Origin of the sequence: Neobacillus drentensis (assembly GCF_021560175.1) — a bacterium.
Classification (GTDB): Bacteria; Bacillota; Bacilli; order Bacillales; family Cytobacillaceae; genus Neobacillus; species Neobacillus drentensis_A.
On record NZ_CP091110.1, the window covers coordinates 26473 to 41603 of the forward strand.

The window sequence follows — 15131 nt, forward strand, 5'->3', positions numbered from 1 at the left end:
GGAATAATAAAGAAGTTTTTATCCTGTGTTCTTCCACTGATAGGAGATTTTAAACCGGAAATACTAAAAAAATCAGGTGATAATTTGATAGATATTGTAGAAATTCAAGATGAATATTTTATGAAGGAAGCAATTAGGGAAGCAAAGAAAGCGGAAGAATTAAATGAAGTACCGATCGGCGCCGTGCTGGTAATGAATAATGAAATTATTTCCCGGGCCCATAATTTAAGGGAACTAGAGCAAAGTGCAATTGCTCATGCTGAGCTGCTTGCGATTGACAACGCCTGCCGAAAAACCGGGTCTTGGCGATTAGAAGATTCCACTCTATATGTCACCCTGGAGCCATGTCCAATGTGTGCAGGTGCAATTATTTTATCAAGAGTGAAAAGGGTAGTGTACGGGGCAGGTGATCCTAAAGGAGGATGTGCTGGAACACTCATGAATCTCTTACAGGATGAGCGCTTTAATCATCAATGTGAAATCACTAAGGGTGTATTAGAATCTGAATGCGGGCAAATGCTCTCTGATTTTTTTCGAAGCATTAGAGATAGAAAAAAACTTGCTAAGCAAATGAAGAAAAATCAAGTCTTGGACGATTTACAGTAATTTACAAAATGATTAAGATTGCTTTTTTTCGTAAGAAGTTGTATATTTAAAAGGCGTCACATACGACGCGTTAATATTAGGTATCAATTTTGCCGTGCTAGGTGGGGAGGCAGCGGTGCCCTGTACCCGCAATCCGCTCTAGCGGGACTGAATCCCTTCCCGAGGCTTATGGCCTGTAGGGTCTGCCTTAAGTAAGTGGTGTTGACGCCCGGGTCCTGCGCAATGGGAATCCATGAACCATGTCAGGTCCGGAAGGAAGCAGCATTAAGTGGACGCTCCCATGTGCCGCAGGGTTGCCTGGGCCGAGCTAACTGCTTAAGTAACGCTTATGGGCGTAAGTCGACGGAAGGTGCACGGCAGTACATATAACACGCATAAATAAACTCATCTCAATTTGGGGTGAGTTTTTTTACATACATTTTGGAAAATGGGAGTTAAATAAGCTATAATGGGTAGGATGATAAAAAAATTGAAGGGGGCGGTGTCCATTGGCATATCAAGCTTTATATCGTGTTTGGCGGCCGCAGGCATTTATTGATGTAGTAGGACAAGAACATGTAACCAAGACATTGCAGAACGCCCTGCTTCAACAAAAAACTTCACATGCTTATCTTTTTTCTGGTCCAAGAGGAACAGGTAAAACAAGTGCGGCTAAAATATTAGCAAAGGCGATAAATTGTGAACATGCACCAGTTTCGGAGCCGTGTAATGAATGTGCAGCCTGCCGCGGCATCACCAATGGCACCATTCCAGATGTATTAGAATTTGATGCTGCCTCCAATTCCCGTGTTGAGGAAATGAGGGATGTCCTTGATAAGGTGAAATTCGCCCCAACTGCTGTAAACTACAAGGTTTATATCATTGATGAGGTGCATATGCTTTCGATTAGTGCTTTTAATGCCTTGTTAAAGACATTAGAGGAACCGCCAAAGCATGTCATTTTTATTTTAGCGACAACGGAGCCTCATAAGATACCACTAACCATTATCTCAAGATGTCAGCGGTTTGACTTTAGACGCATTACGGCAGGATCAATTGTAAATCGGATGAAATTAATCGTGGAAGAAACAGGCGTTAACTGTGATGAAACGGCGCTGCAAATGATTGCCCGTGCAGCTGATGGTGGTATGCGTGATGCTTTAAGTCTGTTGGACCAGGCTATTTCCTATAGTCAAGACCGAGTAACACTGGAAGATGCGTTAACCGTAACGGGGTCTGTATCACAAGGATTCTTGAATAAATTAGCCCATGCCTTTCAGGAAGGGGAAGTGTCCAGCGGTTTAGAGGCGCTCGATGAACTGTTATTCCACGGGAAGGATCCAGCGAGATTTATTGAGGACTTAATACTATTTTATCGGGATATGCTGCTTTATAAAACAGCGCCTAATTTAGAAGAGTCACTTGAAAGAGTGATGTTGGATGAGGACTTTCGGAAATTGGCTGAAACCATTCAAGTGGAACAAATTTATCAGCTGATTGATTTATTAAATAAAACACAGCAGGAAATGCGCTGGACCAATCATCCCCGAATCTTTTTGGAGGTAGCGGTGGTAAAGCTCTGTCAAACAGAAGTGAAACCGTCCGTTTCTGGTGATTCTGCGCCTATTGGGCAGTTACTAGCCAGAATCGATCAACTTGAGTCAGAGCTGCAGCACTTAAAAGAAAATGGACTCGTACCGGCTGCCCAAGATGCTGCACCACAGCCGCAAAAGCAGGCACAGAGATCCTCGAAAAAGGTCTTTCAACCGCCAGTAGGAAAAATTAATGAAGTTTTAAAACTGGCAACGAAGAATGATTTAAATTTAATTAAAGCGAACTGGGGAGAAATGCGTTCGAGTCTGTTAAAATCGCAGGCAGCATTATTAAATGATGCTGAACCGATTGCTGCCTCTTCTACCGCTTTTATTATAAAGTTTAAGCATGAAATGATTTGCCAAATGGCAATGAACCGCGCCGATTTCCTTGAAGCAGTTACCTCCTCACTTTTAAAATTAACTGGAAAGAGGCTTCAGCTTTTAGGTGTTCCGGAAGATCAATGGATGCCGATTCGCGAAAGCTTTTTGAACACTCAACATAGTGAAGATGGAACAAGTATAGGCGGAGAATCTGTCAAAGAAGAGGAACCGCATATCGCAGAAGCAAAGAAATTATTTGGTGCTGATTTTGTAGAAATTATTGACTAATAAATAATTAATTAACTGGAGGTTAAGATTATGATGCGTGGTGGAGGAATGGGTAACATGCAAAATATGATGAAACAAATGCAAAAAATGCAAAAGAAAATGGCTGAGGCTCAAGAGGAGTTAGGCCAGCAAAAAATTGAAGGTACTGCCGGCGGAGGTATGGTGACTGTCGTTGTGACAGGACATAAAGAAGTAGTAGATGTGCAAATTAAACCTGAAGCCGTAGACCCTGATGATGTTGAAATGCTTCAAGATCTAGTACTTGCAGCGGTTAATGATGCCCTTAAGAAGGCAGAAGAATTAACAAACAATACAATGGGGCAATTTACTAAAGGAATGAATTTACCTTTTTAATTAAACATTAGTTGGGGTGCATAGACACTCGGGGTTCACGCTCTGAGGTCAGGCACCCCTGCTTTTCTAGAGGAGAAAAATGACATGCACTATCCAGAACCTATATCAAAGCTGATTGACAGCTTTATGAAGCTGCCTGGAATTGGCCCAAAAACGGCTGCCCGTCTTGCGTTTCATGTCTTGAACATGAAAGAAGACACTGTGCTCGATTTTGCAAAGGCACTTGTCAATGCGAAACGTAATCTCACCTATTGCTCTGTCTGTGGCCATATTACCGATCAAGATCCGTGTTATATCTGTGAAGACCAGCGCAGGGATAAAAGCATTATTTGTGTCGTTCAAGATCCAAAGGATGTTATCGCAATGGAAAAGATGAAGGAATTCAACGGCTTATATCATGTTTTGCATGGGGCCATTTCACCAATGGATGGAATTGGACCAGAAGATATAAATATTCCTGATTTGTTGAAACGGCTGCAAGATGAAACGGTTCAAGAAGTTATCCTCGCCACAAACCCAAATATTGAGGGAGAAGCAACAGCTATGTACATCTCCCGATTATTGAAGCCATCGGGTATTAAAACCACAAGGATTGCGCATGGACTTCCTGTAGGCGGGGACCTAGAGTATGCAGATGAGGTAACCTTATCTAAAGCGCTAGAAGGCAGACGTGAATTGTAAACCATAAATAAGTGAATGGCGAATGTAATGTCTAAATTACAGAGTTTACACGATTACCGGAGGAGTAACACATGTTTTTTCGGCGCAAAGGGCGGCTGCGAAAAGAATATGATGAAAAGCTTCTAGCTCAATTAAATCGCTATAAAATAAATTGGCAGCAGGAAAAGCTGCTTTTAGAAAAAAGTTTTGATCCTTCGGATGAAGTGATCTGTCAAACTAAAATAGCTGAAGCTAAATACATCTTTCTATTAAAAGAAGCAAAGCAGCGTAATGTAACAATCTTTAAGTAAATCAGTATTTCACCCGCTATGGTCTATACTTAACAACTTGTACATATGTTGTAAGTAAAAAGACCTTAAAGGGGGAAAGCACTAATTGGAACCAATTGTTGTGATTTCTATTTTAGGCGGGCTTATTCTTTTATTATTATTTTCTGGTGCACCAGTTAAGCCTGTAAGATTTGTCGGACAGGCAGCTGTGAAGTTTTTAATAGGAGCCTTGTTTTTATTTTTTTTGAATGTGGCCGGCAATCGTTACGGGATTCATGTCCCGATTAATTTTGCAACTTCTGCTGTTTCAGGATTTCTTGGTGTACCCGGATTAGTTGCGCTAGTCGCGATCCAACATTGGGTTTTATAGGACAAAGAGCCGCTGGAAAAACAGCGGTTTTCTTATGTCTTATAGAGAGAAAGAAAAGAAGACAACTAATCCGATAAAAATAATAACTATTTGCTTGACGGATTAACGCTAATGCTGTAATATATTAAAAGTCGTCACCAAGACGTCGTGTGAAAAAAGAAAGTTGTTGACTTTTAGTTGATAACTTGTTACTATTATAAAGTCGCTTTTGAATAGCGAGTTAAATTGCTCTTTGAAAACTAAACAAACAAAAACGTCAACAAACAATAATATTAGTTTCTACTATGAAACTAAGCCAACGTAACAAAATGAGCTAATCAACTTTCATGGAGAGTTTGATCCTGGCTCAGGACGAACGCTGGCGGCGTGCCTAATACATGCAAGTCGAGCGAATCAATAGGAGCTTGCTCCTGTTGGTTAGCGGCGGACGGGTGAGTAACACGTGGGCAACCTGCCTGTAAGACTGGGATAACACCGGGAAACCGGTGCTAATACCGGATAATCCTTTTCCTCTCATGAGGAAAAGCTGAAAGTCGGTTTCGGCTGACACTTACAGATGGGCCCGCGGCGCATTAGCTAGTTGGTGAGGTAACGGCTCACCAAGGCGACGATGCGTAGCCGACCTGAGAGGGTGATCGGCCACACTGGGACTGAGACACGGCCCAGACTCCTACGGGAGGCAGCAGTAGGGAATCTTCCACAATGGACGAAAGTCTGATGGAGCAACGCCGCGTGAGCGATGAAGGCCTTCGGGTCGTAAAGCTCTGTTGTTAGGGAAGAACAAGTACCGGAGTAACTGCCGGTACCTTGACGGTACCTAACCAGAAAGCCACGGCTAACTACGTGCCAGCAGCCGCGGTAATACGTAGGTGGCAAGCGTTGTCCGGAATTATTGGGCGTAAAGCGCGCGCAGGCGGTCCTTTAAGTCTGATGTGAAAGCCCACGGCTCAACCGTGGAGGGTCATTGGAAACTGGGGGACTTGAGTGCAGAAGAGGAAAGCGGAATTCCACGTGTAGCGGTGAAATGCGTAGAGATGTGGAGGAACACCAGTGGCGAAGGCGGCTTTCTGGTCTGTAACTGACGCTGAGGCGCGAAAGCGTGGGGAGCAAACAGGATTAGATACCCTGGTAGTCCACGCCGTAAACGATGAGTGCTAAGTGTTAGGGGGTTTCCGCCCCTTAGTGCTGCAGCTAACGCATTAAGCACTCCGCCTGGGGAGTACGGCCGCAAGGCTGAAACTCAAAGGAATTGACGGGGGCCCGCACAAGCGGTGGAGCATGTGGTTTAATTCGAAGCAACGCGAAGAACCTTACCAGGTCTTGACATCCTCTGACACTCCTAGAGATAGGACTTTCCCCTTCGGGGGACAGAGTGACAGGTGGTGCATGGTTGTCGTCAGCTCGTGTCGTGAGATGTTGGGTTAAGTCCCGCAACGAGCGCAACCCTTGTTCTTAGTTGCCAGCATTCAGTTGGGCACTCTAAGGAGACTGCCGGTGACAAACCGGAGGAAGGTGGGGATGACGTCAAATCATCATGCCCCTTATGACCTGGGCTACACACGTGCTACAATGGATGGTACAAAGGGCAGCAAAGCCGCGAGGCCTAGCCAATCCCATAAAACCATTCTCAGTTCGGATTGTAGGCTGCAACTCGCCTACATGAAGCCGGAATCGCTAGTAATCGCGGATCAGCATGCCGCGGTGAATACGTTCCCGGGCCTTGTACACACCGCCCGTCACACCACGAGAGTTTGTAACACCCGAAGTCGGTGGGGTAACCGTAAGGAGCCAGCCGCCTAAGGTGGGACAGATGATTGGGGTGAAGTCGTAACAAGGTAGCCGTATCGGAAGGTGCGGCTGGATCACCTCCTTTCTAAGGATAATGCAGTCCTTATGGACTGATAAAAGGTTGACTGTTTTTTGTTTGTTTAGTTTTGAGAGTGCAACTCTCTCTATTTTATGGTATGGGCCTATAGCTCAGCTGGTTAGAGCGCACGCCTGATAAGCGTGAGGTCGATGGTTCGAGTCCATTTAGGCCCACCATACTTCATAATGGGGTCTTAGCTCAGCTGGGAGAGCGCCTGCTTTGCACGCAGGAGGTCAGGGGTTCGATCCCCCTAGACTCCACCAATAACGTTTTTTTACGTTGAAAATTTGTTCTTTGAAAACTAGATAATCGTATAGAAGAAACCAAGTAAAAACCGAGTAAAATCGCCATTTTAGTTTTTTCTCTCTAGTAATTAGAGTAAAACCTTTTAGGTTAAGTTAGAAAGGGCGCACGGTGAATGCCTTGGCACTAGGAGCCGATGAAGGACGGGACTAACACCGATATGCTTCGGGGAGCTGTAAGTAAGCTTTGATCCGGAGATTTCCGAATGGGGGAACCCACTGTTCGTAATGGAACAGTATCTTTACCTGAATACATAGGGTATTGATGGCAGACCCGGGGAACTGAAACATCTAAGTACCCGGAGGAAGAGAAAGCAAACGCGATTCCCTAAGTAGCGGCGAGCGAAACGGGATTAGCCCAAACCAAGAGGCTTGCCTCTTGGGGTTGTAGGACACTCAACATGGAGTTACAAAGGAACGGGGTAGATGAAGCGGTCTGGAAAGACCCGTCATAGAAGGTAAAAACCCTGTAGTTGAAACTTCGTTCCCTCCTGAGTGGATCCTGAGTACGGCCGGACACGTGAAATCCGGTCGGAAGCAGGGAGGACCATCTCCCAAGGCTAAATACTCCCTAGTGACCGATAGTGAACCAGTACCGTGAGGGAAAGGTGAAAAGCACCCCGGAAGGGGAGTGAAATAGTTCCTGAAACCGTGTGCCTACAAGTAGTTAGAGCCCGTTAATGGGTGATAGCGTGCCTTTTGTAGAATGAACCGGCGAGTTACGATTACATGCAAGGTTAAGTTAAAGAGACGGAGCCGCAGCGAAAGCGAGTCTGAATAGGGCGTATTAGTATGTGGTCGTAGACCCGAAACCAGGTGATCTACCCATGTCCAGGGTGAAGTCCAGGTAACACTGGATGGAGGCCCGAACCCACGCACGTTGAAAAGTGCGGGGATGAGGTGTGGGTAGCGGAGAAATTCCAATCGAACTTGGAGATAGCTGGTTCTCTCCGAAATAGCTTTAGGGCTAGCCTCACGTAGTTAGAGTCTTGGAGGTAGAGCACTGTTTGGACTAGGGGCCCTCATCGGGTTACCGAATTCAGACAAACTCCGAATGCCAAAGACTTATCCGTGGGAGTCAGACTGCGAGTGATAAGATCCGTAGTCAAAAGGGAAACAGCCCAGACCACCAGCTAAGGTCCCAAAGTATACGTTAAGTGGAAAAGGATGTGGAGTTGCTTAGACAACCAGGATGTTGGCTTAGAAGCAGCCACCATTTAAAGAGTGCGTAATAGCTCACTGGTCGAGTGACTCTGCGCCGAAAATGTACCGGGGCTAAACGTATCACCGAAGCTGTGGATTGACATCTTTGATGTCAGTGGTAGGAGAGCGTTCTAAGGGCGTTGAAGCTAGACCGTAAGGACTGGTGGAGCGCTTAGAAGTGAGAATGCCGGTATGAGTAGCGAAAGATGAGTGAGAATCTCATCCACCGAATGCCTAAGGTTTCCTGAGGAAGGCTCGTCCGCTCAGGGTTAGTCGGGACCTAAGCTGAGGCCGAAAGGCGTAGGCGATGGACAACAGGTTGATATTCCTGTACCACCAAAGAATCGTTTGAGTGATGGGGGGACGCAGGAGGATAGGGTAAGCGCGCTGTTGGATATGCGCGTCTAAGCAGTTAGGCTGAGAAGCAGGAAAATCCGCTTCTCGTGAAGGCTGAGCTGTGACAGCGAGGGAAATATAGTACCGAAGTTCCTGATTCCACACTGCCAAGAAAAGCCTCTAGCGAGATTCAAGGTGCCCGTACCGCAAACCGACACAGGTAGGCGAGGAGAGAATCCTAAGGTGAGCGAGAGAACTCTCGTTAAGGAACTCGGCAAAATGACCCCGTAACTTCGGGAGAAGGGGTGCTCTTTGGGGTTCATAGCCTCGAAGAGCCGCAGTGAATAGGCCCAGGCGACTGTTTAGCAAAAACACAGGTCTCTGCGAAGCCGCAAGGCGAAGTATAGGGGCTGACGCCTGCCCGGTGCTGGAAGGTTAAGAGGAGGGGTTAGCGCAAGCGAAGCTCTGAATCGAAGCCCCAGTAAACGGCGGCCGTAACTATAACGGTCCTAAGGTAGCGAAATTCCTTGTCGGGTAAGTTCCGACCCGCACGAAAGGCGTAACGATCTGGGCACTGTCTCAACGAGAGACTCGGTGAAATTATAGTACCTGTGAAGATGCAGGTTACCCGCGACAGGACGGAAAGACCCCGTGGAGCTTTACTGTAGCCTGATATTGAATTTTGGTACAGCTTGTACAGGATAGGTAGGAGCCTGAGAAGCCGGAGCGCCAGCTTCGGTGGAGGCGTCGGTGGGATACTACCCTGGCTGTATTGAAATTCTAACCCGCACCCCTGATCGGGGTGGGAGACAGTGTCAGGTGGGCAGTTTGACTGGGGCGGTCGCCTCCTAAAGAGTAACGGAGGCGCCCAAAGGTTCCCTCAGAATGGTTGGAAATCATTCGTAGAGTGTAAAGGCACAAGGGAGCTTGACTGCGAGACCTACAAGTCGAGCAGGGACGAAAGTCGGGCTTAGTGATCCGGTGGTTCCGCATGGAAGGGCCATCGCTCAACGGATAAAAGCTACCCCGGGGATAACAGGCTTATCTCCCCCAAGAGTCCACATCGACGGGGAGGTTTGGCACCTCGATGTCGGCTCATCGCATCCTGGGGCTGTAGTCGGTCCCAAGGGTTGGGCTGTTCGCCCATTAAAGCGGTACGCGAGCTGGGTTCAGAACGTCGTGAGACAGTTCGGTCCCTATCCGTCGTGGGCGCAGGAAATTTGAGAGGAGCTGTCCTTAGTACGAGAGGACCGGGATGGACGCACCGCTGGTGTACCAGTTGTCTTGCCAAAGGCATCGCTGGGTAGCTATGTGCGGACGGGATAAGTGCTGAAAGCATCTAAGCATGAAGCCCCCCTCAAGATGAGATTTCCCATAGCGTCAAGCTAGTAAGATCCCTGAAAGATGATCAGGTTGATAGGTCAGAGGTGGAAGCGTGGCGACATGTGGAGCTGACTGATACTAATCGATCGAGGACTTAACCATAGTTTTAAAGCGAAAAACTCGTTTTTACAACATTTCTTCTATATTATCTAGTTTTGAGAGAACGAGCTTCTTTCAATTAAATAGTCTGGTAATTAAGGCGAGAAGGTCACACCCGTTCCCATACCGAACACGGAAGTTAAGCTTCTCAGCGCCGATGGTAGTTGGGACTTTGTCCCTGTGAGAGTAGGACGTTGCCAGGCATGTTTAGGACAATCCGGAAGGATTGTCTTTTTTATTTATGTAAGAAAAAGATGCTTAAAAAGCAAAAAGTACGAAGTGTTTTCAAAGAAAATACATATAGACATACACCCAATTAGGGGCATTAACATAAGATAATACAGGAGCCGGGTGAAAAGATTATTCAAAAAATTGTATACAAATCTGCGGTGATGGACAGAATGGATGTATGGAGGTGGAGGGATTGAATTCAATATTAGCATATAATCATTTTGAGGAAACGTGCGTTATTTGTGAGACTCTAAAACCAAAAGGCATACATCTATACACTTCTTTTATTTGTATAGACTGCGAAAATGATTTAATTCATACGGATACAAATGATCCAAGATATAAATATTTCCTTAAACAGCTAAGAAAGATTACTACACCTGAAATATTTTCATAATAAGTCCTTAAAGGGCTTTATTTTTTTGTTGAAAAATAGGAAACTAGATAAAGTGATCTTAAAAAATGTCGTTTAATAGGCAAGGTAGATATAAATGAAAAATCAATTAGAAATCCCTTTGTATAATGCTTTGAAGAGGCATATAAGTAATAATCCTGTATCCTTTCATGTTCCCGGTCATAAATTTGGTGAAATAGCTGCATATAAACAGGATGAAATCTTTAAAGGAATAGTAAAAATAGATGCAACAGAATTAACAGGTTTAGATGACCTTCATTCACCAGAAGGGCCCATTAAGGAAGCAGAAGAGCTGTTAGCTGAGTTATATGGATCGAAAAAAAGTTACTTTCTTGTGAATGGTTCAACCGTTGGCAACTTGGCTATGATTATGGCCGTCTGCAGGGAGGATTCAACGGTCCTTGTTCAGAGAAACTGCCATAAATCGGTGTTAAATGCGCTGAAGTTAGCGAAAGTAAGGCCTGTCTTTCTTGAGCCAGAGATCGACCAGGATTGGAAGGTAGCTGCAGGCATCAGCACTAAAACCGTCCAACAGGCTATTAACCAGTATCCTGACGCTAAAGCGCTGATCTTAACTTATCCGAACTATTATGGGATGGTCGATGAATTAAAGGGAATAATTGAGTTGGCTCACCTCCATCAAATTCCGGTATTGGTGGATGAGGCACATGGTCCACATTTTATCATTGGGGATCCATTTCCGCCATCGGCACTGCAATTGGGTGCGGATGTGGTTGTTCACTCTGCACATAAGACCCTTCCAGCGATGACAATGGGTTCCTTTTTGCACGTGAATGGAAACCTAGTAAACTTGACAAGGATAGAAGAATATCTAGGGATATTTCAATCAAGCAGCCCGTCCTATCCGATTATGGCATCACTAGATATTTCAAGATATTACTTAGCTGGGTATCAACCTGAAGATGTGGACTTTCTTCTATTTGAAATCCAATCCTTTAAAGAAGCTTTAGCTAAGATTGAAAGCATAAAAGTGTTAACCTATCCAATGAACGAGGGTGATCCTCTTAAGATCACCATCCAATCTAAATCTAATTTAACAGGATTTGAAGTACAAAAAAAGTTTGAAGCGAATGGAATCTATACGGAATTAGCGGATCCGTATAATGTCCTATTTATTTTACCTCTTTTAAAAAAGGGACAGGTCTATCCCTTATCCGAGACTGCGGCGAAAATTAAAAGTGTGCTTGCCGGTATGCCATTTAACGACTTAAAAGAAGAAATACCGACAGGCAATGAAAGGATTTCGGAATTAGCCATCCGTTATAGTGAAATGGAAAAACTAAATGTAACGGAGGTCAAGATAGAGAGGGCATTAGGATTGGTTAGTGCAGATACGATCATACCCTATCCACCTGGAATACCTTTGCTAATGAAGGGAGAAAGAATAACAAGTGGAAAAATTGGACAGCTTAATCGTTTACTGCAGACAGGTGCAAGATTTCAAGGGGATGTCTCGCTATTAAAAGCAGGTTATCTAAAGGCTTTTTCTATAACGTAGGATGATACATACTGGAGGTTTTATTTTGAAAGAAAACGGAACTTTTATTACATTTGAAGGTCCGGATGGGGCTGGAAAGACAACGATCATAAATCTGATAGCCAAAGAGTTGGAGCACGCTTTGTTGACCAGGGAACCAGGAGGCATTGAAATAGCTGAGCAAATTAGAAAAGTTATTTTAGATAAAGAAAATACCGCTATGGACCCTCGAACAGAAGCACTGTTATATGCAGCAGCGAGAAGGCAGCATTTAATTGAAAAAGTAAAGCCAGCATTACAAGATGGGAAAGTAGTTCTATGTGATCGATTTGTTGATAGTTCATTAGCGTATCAGGGATATGCCCGTGGATTAGGAATGGATGAGGTTTATGCGATTAATCAATTTGCCATTGAGGACTTGAGCCCAGAGCTGACTATTTATTTTGATATAGAACCTGAATTAGGAATGAAGCGGATTAATCGAAATAAAGGAAGAGAAGTAAACCGCCTCGACTTAGAAAATCTTGATTTCCACCATAAAGTAAGAGAAGGATATCTTCTACTTTTGAAGCGTTTCCCAGATCGAATGGTCCGGATTGATGCGTCAGGTACCATTGATGAGGTCTATCAAAAAACACTAAATATAATAAAAGCAAGATTAGCAGAGAAAAGCCTTTAGCATAAGGCTTTTTTATTTAGGTATACCGGCAGATAACCTGCTATAATAAAATAAAGGAAAAAAGAGGAGAGGGTGTTCCATATGAAAATGATCATAGCCGTCGTTCAAGATCAAGATAGCAATCGTTTATCTAAAGCATTAGTAGATAATAATTTTAGAGCAACCAAACTAGCTAGTACAGGTGGTTTTTTGAAGTCGGGGAACACAACCTTTATGATAGGTACCGAAGATATCCGGGTGGACCGGGCTCTGCAAATTATTAAGGATAACTGCAAATCCAGAGATCAGCTGGTTGCCCCTGTTTCCCCAATGGGAGGAAATGCTGATTCTTATGTCCCTTATCCGGTAGAAGTAGAAGTAGGCGGAGCAACGGTATTTGTATTACCAATTGAGCAATATATGCATTTTTAATTATAGATAGTGAGTGATTAATTTGGTTAAAACATGGGATCAACTACTAGAGCTGCAGCCGATGGTATTGAAAATGTTAAAAAACAGCTTGCTGAAAAATCGAGTGGCCCATGCTTACCTTTTTGAAGGCATGAGAGGAACAGGAAAAAGGGAAATAGCCTTATTGCTCACAAAGTCCTTATTTTGTGAAAAGTTAATAGAAGGCTATAAACCATGCGAGTCCTGTAATAACTGCCTTCGAATCAATAACGGTAACCATCCAGATGTTCATATGGTGGAGCCGGATGGATTATCGATTAAAGTAGAGCAGATTCGAGCCCTTCAAGCAGAGTTCTCAAAAAAGGGAGTAGAATCATTCAATAAAGTTTACTTGATCTCTCATGCCGATAAAATGAGTGTGAGTGCTTCAAACAGCTTACTAAAATTTCTCGAGGAACCAAATCCGGGTACGGTTGCATTTCTATTAACAGAGCAGGTTCAGCAGTTGCTGCCAACGATTTTATCTAGATGTCAAATGCTGGTATTCCAACCTTTAGCGCCGCAGATGATGATCAAACAGTTAATTGAAAACGGGGTTAATCCTGCTAAAGCACCTTTGTTAGCACAGCTAACCAATAATTTGGAAGAAGCTCTCAAATTAAATGTCGATGAATGGTTTGCACAAGCCCAAAAAATAGTGGTAAAATTATATGAGGCGTTAAAAAAAAATCCGCTGGAGGCAATGGTTACACTCCAGGGTGATTGGTTTTTACACTTTAAAGAGAAAGAACAGATTCAACGTGGTTTAGATCTATTACTTTTAGTTTTTAAAGATTTACTATATATACAATTGGATAGGCAGGAGCAGCTTGTTTTTATTGAGGAGAATGAGCGGTTAAGACAATATGCCCTGCAAACATCTGGACGGCGCTTATCGGATCAAATGTCAGCTATTCTTGATGCCAAAAGGAAGCTGCAGGCAAATATGAATCCTCAGCTGATGATGGAACAGCTTGTGTTAAAATTGCAGGAGGGATCTTCATTTGTATGATGTTGTAGGAGTACGCTTTAAAAAAGCGGGGAAAATCTATTATTTTGATCCGGGAGACCTCTCAATTGATAAGGATGACTATGTCATTGTTGAAACAGTTCGCGGTGTAGAATATGGGAAGGCAGTGATTGCCCGTAAACAGGTGGAAGAACATGATGTAGTTCTTCCGTTAAAAAAGGTAGTCAGAATTGCCGACCAAAAGGATCGAATGATTGTTGAGGAAAATAAGCAGGCAGCCCAAGAAGCTTATGAGGTTTGTAATGAAAAAGTAAATGAACATCAGCTGGATATGAAACTAGTGGATGTTGAATATACATTTGACAGAAATAAAGTAATCTTCTACTTTACAGCGGATGGAAGAGTTGATTTCCGAGAACTCGTAAAAGATTTAGCAGCTATTTTTCGGACTCGCATTGAATTACGCCAAATTGGTGTCCGTGATGAAGCAAAAATGCTTGGCGGTATTGGACCATGTGGAAGGATGCTATGCTGTTCAACCTTTCTAGGTGATTTTGATCCTGTCTCGATAAAAATGGCAAAGGATCAAAATCTTTCATTAAATCCAACGAAGATTTCCGGTTTATGCGGAAGACTTATGTGCTGCTTGAAATATGAAAATGATGAATACGAATCCGCTAAAGAAGCTCTGCCAGATTTAGGGGAAATCATTGAAACACCACAGGGTAAAGGAAAAGTGGTTGGATTAAATATATTAGAGCGGGTACTTCAGATTGAACTAAAGGAACAAGAACGGGTTCTGGAGTATACTTTGGATGAAATCATTAAAGAAGGTGCCTTTTCTATACAATCCACAGATTAAGAGGTGGAAGCCGTGGATAAAAAGGAAATTTTTGAATCAGTAAGTAATATGGAAACACAAATTGGCCATCTTTATCAGCAATTAGGGGAATTAAAGCAGCATTTAGCCGAGATACTAGAAGAGAATCATTATTTAAAGCTTGAAAATGAACATTTAAGGCGCCGTTTAGATGTAACCATGGAAGATGAAAAGAAAGAAACGGATCCAGCACAAGGCGCTGAAGCAGCTGTGGAAACTCCAAGGAGTAAGCATTTTGATGTTGGTGAAGGATATGATAACCTCGCAAGGCTCTATCAAGAGGGGTTTCATATTTGTAACCTTCATTTTGGCAGTTTGCGTAAAGAAGGCGATTGTTTGTTTTGTCTTTCTTTTCTTAATAAGAAATAATCTTAAG

General features: G+C 43.7%; 13 protein-coding genes, 2 tRNA genes, 3 rRNA genes and 1 other RNA gene. All 19 read left to right on the plus strand.

Features of this window, described 5'->3' with window-relative positions; genetic code table 11:
• Positions 1–93 precede the first annotated feature (93 nt).
• A complete protein-coding gene (tadA, locus tag L1999_RS00115; RefSeq protein ID WP_235744195.1) occupies positions 94–606 on the plus strand; it encodes a tRNA adenosine(34) deaminase TadA in 513 nt (170 codons plus the stop codon).
• Between the two features lie 92 nt (positions 607–698).
• An RNA gene (gene ffs, locus L1999_RS00120) (signal recognition particle sRNA large type) lies at positions 699–963 on the plus strand.
• Positions 964–1094: 131 nt separating this feature from the next.
• Positions 1095–2789, plus strand: coding sequence for a DNA polymerase III subunit gamma/tau (gene dnaX, locus L1999_RS00125; RefSeq protein ID WP_235741766.1), 1695 nt, complete (start codon positions 1095–1097; stop codon positions 2787–2789).
• A gap of 30 nt (positions 2790–2819) precedes the next feature.
• Positions 2820–3143 carry a YbaB/EbfC family nucleoid-associated protein gene (locus L1999_RS00130; RefSeq protein WP_374104104.1) on the plus strand — a complete coding sequence of 108 codons (324 nt, stop codon included), beginning with the start codon at positions 2820–2822 and terminating at the stop codon, positions 3141–3143.
• An 84-nt stretch (positions 3144–3227) separates the two neighbouring features.
• Positions 3228–3824, plus strand: coding sequence for a recombination mediator RecR (gene recR / locus L1999_RS00135; protein ID WP_098533749.1), 597 nt, complete (start codon positions 3228–3230; stop codon positions 3822–3824).
• 71 nt (positions 3825–3895) lie between these two features.
• Positions 3896–4114 carry a YaaL family protein gene (locus tag L1999_RS00140; protein WP_235741767.1) on the plus strand — a complete coding sequence of 73 codons (219 nt, stop codon included), beginning with the start codon at positions 3896–3898 and terminating at the stop codon, positions 4112–4114.
• Positions 4115–4199: 85 nt separating this feature from the next.
• The gene (locus tag L1999_RS00145) at positions 4200–4463 is read left to right on the plus strand and encodes a pro-sigmaK processing inhibitor BofA family protein (RefSeq protein WP_215047276.1); all 264 of its coding nucleotides are present in this window, start codon (positions 4200–4202) and stop codon (positions 4461–4463) included.
• A gap of 323 nt (positions 4464–4786) precedes the next feature.
• Positions 4787–6336 (plus strand): 16S ribosomal RNA (locus tag L1999_RS00150).
• A gap of 93 nt (positions 6337–6429) precedes the next feature.
• Positions 6430–6506, plus strand: a tRNA-Ile gene (locus tag L1999_RS00155).
• Between the two features lie 11 nt (positions 6507–6517).
• Positions 6518–6593: transfer RNA gene (locus tag L1999_RS00160), tRNA-Ala, on the plus strand.
• A 128-nt stretch (positions 6594–6721) separates the two neighbouring features.
• Positions 6722–9656: ribosomal RNA gene (locus tag L1999_RS00165) — 23S ribosomal RNA — on the plus strand.
• A gap of 84 nt (positions 9657–9740) precedes the next feature.
• Positions 9741–9856, plus strand: a 5S ribosomal RNA gene (gene rrf, locus L1999_RS00170).
• Together the 16S, 23S and 5S rRNA genes with 2 tRNA genes alongside form the textbook arrangement of a ribosomal RNA operon.
• A gap of 206 nt (positions 9857–10062) precedes the next feature.
• Entirely contained in the window at positions 10063–10281 is a 219-nt protein-coding gene (locus tag L1999_RS00175; RefSeq protein ID WP_235741768.1) for a sigma factor G inhibitor Gin, read from the plus strand.
• A gap of 94 nt (positions 10282–10375) precedes the next feature.
• Positions 10376–11818: an aminotransferase class I/II-fold pyridoxal phosphate-dependent enzyme gene (locus L1999_RS00180; protein WP_235741769.1), complete on the plus strand. Its 1443-nt coding sequence runs from the start codon at positions 10376–10378 to the stop codon at positions 11816–11818.
• 25 nt (positions 11819–11843) lie between these two features.
• Entirely contained in the window at positions 11844–12476 is a 633-nt protein-coding gene (gene tmk, locus L1999_RS00185; protein WP_235741770.1) for a dTMP kinase, read from the plus strand.
• 81 nt (positions 12477–12557) lie between these two features.
• Positions 12558–12887 carry a cyclic-di-AMP receptor gene (locus L1999_RS00190; protein ID WP_098530279.1) on the plus strand — a complete coding sequence of 110 codons (330 nt, stop codon included), beginning with the start codon at positions 12558–12560 and terminating at the stop codon, positions 12885–12887.
• A 22-nt stretch (positions 12888–12909) separates the two neighbouring features.
• Positions 12910–13917 carry a DNA polymerase III subunit delta' gene (holB, locus tag L1999_RS00195; protein WP_235741771.1) on the plus strand — a complete coding sequence of 336 codons (1008 nt, stop codon included), beginning with the start codon at positions 12910–12912 and terminating at the stop codon, positions 13915–13917.
• Positions 13910–14737 carry a PSP1 domain-containing protein gene (locus tag L1999_RS00200; protein WP_235741772.1) on the plus strand — a complete coding sequence of 276 codons (828 nt, stop codon included), beginning with the start codon at positions 13910–13912 and terminating at the stop codon, positions 14735–14737. The genes holB and L1999_RS00200 overlap by 8 nt, the downstream gene beginning before the upstream one ends.
• A gap of 12 nt (positions 14738–14749) precedes the next feature.
• A complete protein-coding gene (yabA, locus tag L1999_RS00205; RefSeq protein ID WP_215045699.1) occupies positions 14750–15124 on the plus strand; it encodes a DNA replication initiation control protein YabA in 375 nt (124 codons plus the stop codon).
• The last annotated feature ends 7 nt before the right edge of the window (positions 15125–15131 follow it).